Origin of the sequence: Aestuariivirga sp. (assembly GCF_044239095.1) — a bacterium.
Lineage (GTDB): Bacteria > Pseudomonadota > Alphaproteobacteria > Rhizobiales > Aestuariivirgaceae > Aestuariivirga.
Window position 1 is genome coordinate 1 of sequence record NZ_JBIICB010000379.1, and the last position, 3,121, is coordinate 3,121.

Below are 3,121 nucleotides of genomic sequence, written 5' to 3' on the forward strand. Positions count from 1 at the left end.
TTCTCCCATCGCGTTGCGACGGGAGAAGGGGAAGCTGCCCGATGTTTGTCCCCTTCTCCCGTCCCGAAGGGATGGGAGAAGGTGGCCGACAGGCCGGATGAGGGCTCTTTCCCGCGGCACGCCCCCTTGACGCCGCCCCTCCACCCACGTAAACATCCGCCCCATGAACAGCATTCTCGTAGTAGGACCGCGCAGCGCCGGGGAGGTTTAACCCTCCAGGAACTGGTGGTGCTGCGCGGAAATCAGGCTCCCTCGGGGGCCTTTTTTATTGCCTGAATGAACAATGCGTGTTTGACGGAACCGGAAATACTGAAGAGGTTTGACATGGCCACGACTGAGATGACGGGTGCGGAAATCGTCCTGAAGGCGCTGCAGGACCAGGGGGTGGAGCACGTCTTCGGCTACCCCGGCGGTGCCGTGCTGCCGATTTATGACGAGATCTTCCAGCAGGAGAAGGTGAAGCACATCCTCGTCCGGCACGAGCAGGGGGCAACCCATGCCGCCGAAGGCTATGCCCGCTCCACGGGAAAATGCGGCGTCGTGCTCGTCACCTCCGGCCCCGGCGCCACCAATGCGGTCACGGGCCTCACCGACGCGCTGATGGACTCGATCCCCATGGTCTGCATCACCGGCCAGGTGCCGACCCACCTCATCGGCAATGACGCCTTCCAGGAATGCGACACCGTCGGCATCACCCGCCCCTGCACCAAGCACAATTATCTGGTCAAGGACGTGAACGACCTCGCGCGCATCCTGCATGAGGCCTTTTATGTCGCCACCCACGGCCGCCCCGGCCCGGTCGTCGTCGATATCCCGAAGGACGTGCAGTTCGCCAAGGGCCGCTATGTGGGCCCCAAGAACATCGAGCACAAGACCTACCGCCCCAAGGTGAAGCCCGACCAGAACGCCATCCGCGCCGCAGTCGAGCTCATCGCCTCGGCCAAGCGCCCGGTGCTCTATACGGGCGGCGGCGTCATCAACTCCGGCACCACGGCGTCCAAGCTGCTGCGTGACTTCGTGGAGATGACCAACATCCCCATCACCTCGACGCTCATGGGCCTTGGCGCCTATCCGGCATCGGGCAAGAACTGGCTCGGCATGCTCGGCATGCACGGCATGTACGAGGCCAACATGGCGATGCATGACTGCGACGTCATGATCAACATCGGCGCCCGTTTCGATGACCGCATCACCGGCCGCCTCAACGCCTTCTCGCCGGGCTCGAAGAAGATCCACGTCGACATCGACCCGTCCTCCATCAACAAGACGGTGCGCGTCGACATTCCGGTCGTGGCCGATGTCGCCCATGCGCTGGAAGACATGATCCGCGTCTGGAAGTCGAAGTCGCTCTCGCTGGACAAGAAGGCGCTCGATGCCTGGTGGAAGCAGATCGACGGCTGGCGCGCCAAGGATTGCCTCAAGTACAAGAAGAACGCCGATGTCATCATGCCGCAATATGCGGTGGAGCGGCTTTATGAGCTGACCAAGAACCTCGACACCTACATCACCACCGAAGTGGGCCAGCACCAGATGTGGGCCGCCCAGTTCTACCGCTTCGAGGAGCCGAACCGCTGGATGACGTCGGGCGGCCTGGGCACCATGGGCTATGGCCTTCCCGCCGCGGTGGGCGTGCAGCAGGCGCACCCGAAGTCGCTCGTCATCGACATCGCGGGCGATGCCTCGGTGCTGATGACCATGCAGGAGATGTCGACCGCCATCCAGTACCGGCTGCCGATCAAGATCTTCATCCTCAACAACCAGTACATGGGCATGGTGCGCCAGTGGCAGCAGCTGCTCCACGGCAACCGGCTGTCCGAGTCCTACACGGAAGCGCTTCCTGACTTCGTCAAGCTGGCGGAGGCCTATGGCTGTGTGGGCATTCGCGCCACCAAGCCCGGCGAGCTCGACGATGCCATCCGGGAGATGATCAAGACGCCGCATCCGGTGCTGTTCGACTGCCGTGTGGCCAACCTCACCAACTGCTTCCCGATGATCCCCTCGGGCAAGGCTCACAATGAGATGCTACTGGGCGAGGACGTGGCGGATGAGGATGTGGGCTCCGTGATCGACGCCAAGGGCAAGATGCTGGTTTGAGGAACTGAGAACATGAACGCACAACTCCAGCCTTCGGGCTCCGCCTACTTCCTCGACACGGCAAAGCCCGCGATCGAGACCCACACGCTTGCGGTGATCGTGGACAATGAGCCGGGCGTCCTCGCCCGGGTCATCGGCCTCTTCGCCGGCCGCGGCTACAACATCGAGTCGCTCACCGTCTCCGAGACGCAGCATGAAAAGCACATCTCGCGCATCACGGTCGTCACCAGCGGCACGCCCTCGGTCATCGAGCAGATCAAGAACCAGCTGGCCAGGCTCGTTCCCGTCCACTCGGTGGCCGATCTCACCGTGCAGGGCAATTCCCTCACCCGTGAGCTCGCCATGGTGAAGGTGGCCGGCACCGGCGAAAAGCGCGTCGAGGCACTCCGCCTGGCCGATGCCTTCCGCGCGAGGGTCATCGATGCCGGCACGACCAGCTTCATCTTCGAGATCACGGGCAAGAGCGACAAGGTGGAGCAGTTCATCTCCCTCATGGTCCCCCTCGGCCTCGTCGAAGTCGCCCGCACCGGTGTGGCCGGCATCACGCGTGGCCCCGAGGGCATGAAGGAATAACCGACGCGGACACAGGCCCTCATCCGGCCTGTCAGCCACCTTCTCCCATCCTCCGGACGGGAGAAGGGAATCGTGGTGATGTTTCCCTTCTCCCGTCGCAACGCGATGGGAGAAGGTGCCCGGCAGGGCGGATGAGGGCTCTGCCCACACGGCAGAAGCGCAACGTTCCGTCACCCTCAGCGATAGCTGGCATCACGCGTGGCAATGAGGGGATAAAAGAATAACCTCGCGGACACAGGCCCTCATCCGGCCTTCGGCCACCTTCTCCCATCCTGCGGACGGGAGAAGGGAACCCTCACCCCGAGTCCCTTCTCCCGTCGCAACGCGATGGGAGAAGGTGCCCGACAGGGCGGATGAGGGCTCTGCCCACGCTTCAGGTGCGCAACGGCAAGTTCAGTCACCCTCAGCGAAAGCTGGCATCACGCGTGGCAAGGAGGGGATAAAGGAATAACTT

2 protein-coding genes are annotated in these 3,121 nt (G+C 63.1%); both read left to right on the forward strand.

The window, feature by feature from the left end:
• Positions 1–324 precede the first annotated feature (324 nt).
• The gene (locus ACILRA_RS21480; protein ID WP_395664079.1) at positions 325–2,094 is read left to right on the forward strand and encodes an acetolactate synthase 3 large subunit; all 1,770 of its coding nucleotides are present in this window, start codon (positions 325–327) and stop codon (positions 2,092–2,094) included.
• A gap of 12 nt (positions 2,095–2,106) precedes the next feature.
• A complete protein-coding gene (gene ilvN / locus ACILRA_RS21485) occupies positions 2,107–2,667 on the forward strand; it encodes an acetolactate synthase small subunit (protein ID WP_395664080.1) in 561 nt (186 codons plus the stop codon).
• Positions 2,668–3,121 lie beyond the last annotated feature (454 nt).

Coding starts and splice junctions, on each gene's coding strand:
- ACILRA_RS21480 (WP_395664079.1), top strand. CDS start 325: ATGGCCACGACTGAGATGACGGGTGCGGAAATCGTCCTGAAGGCGCTG.
- ilvN (WP_395664080.1), top strand. CDS start 2,107: ATGAACGCACAACTCCAGCCTTCGGGCTCCGCCTACTTCCTCGACACG.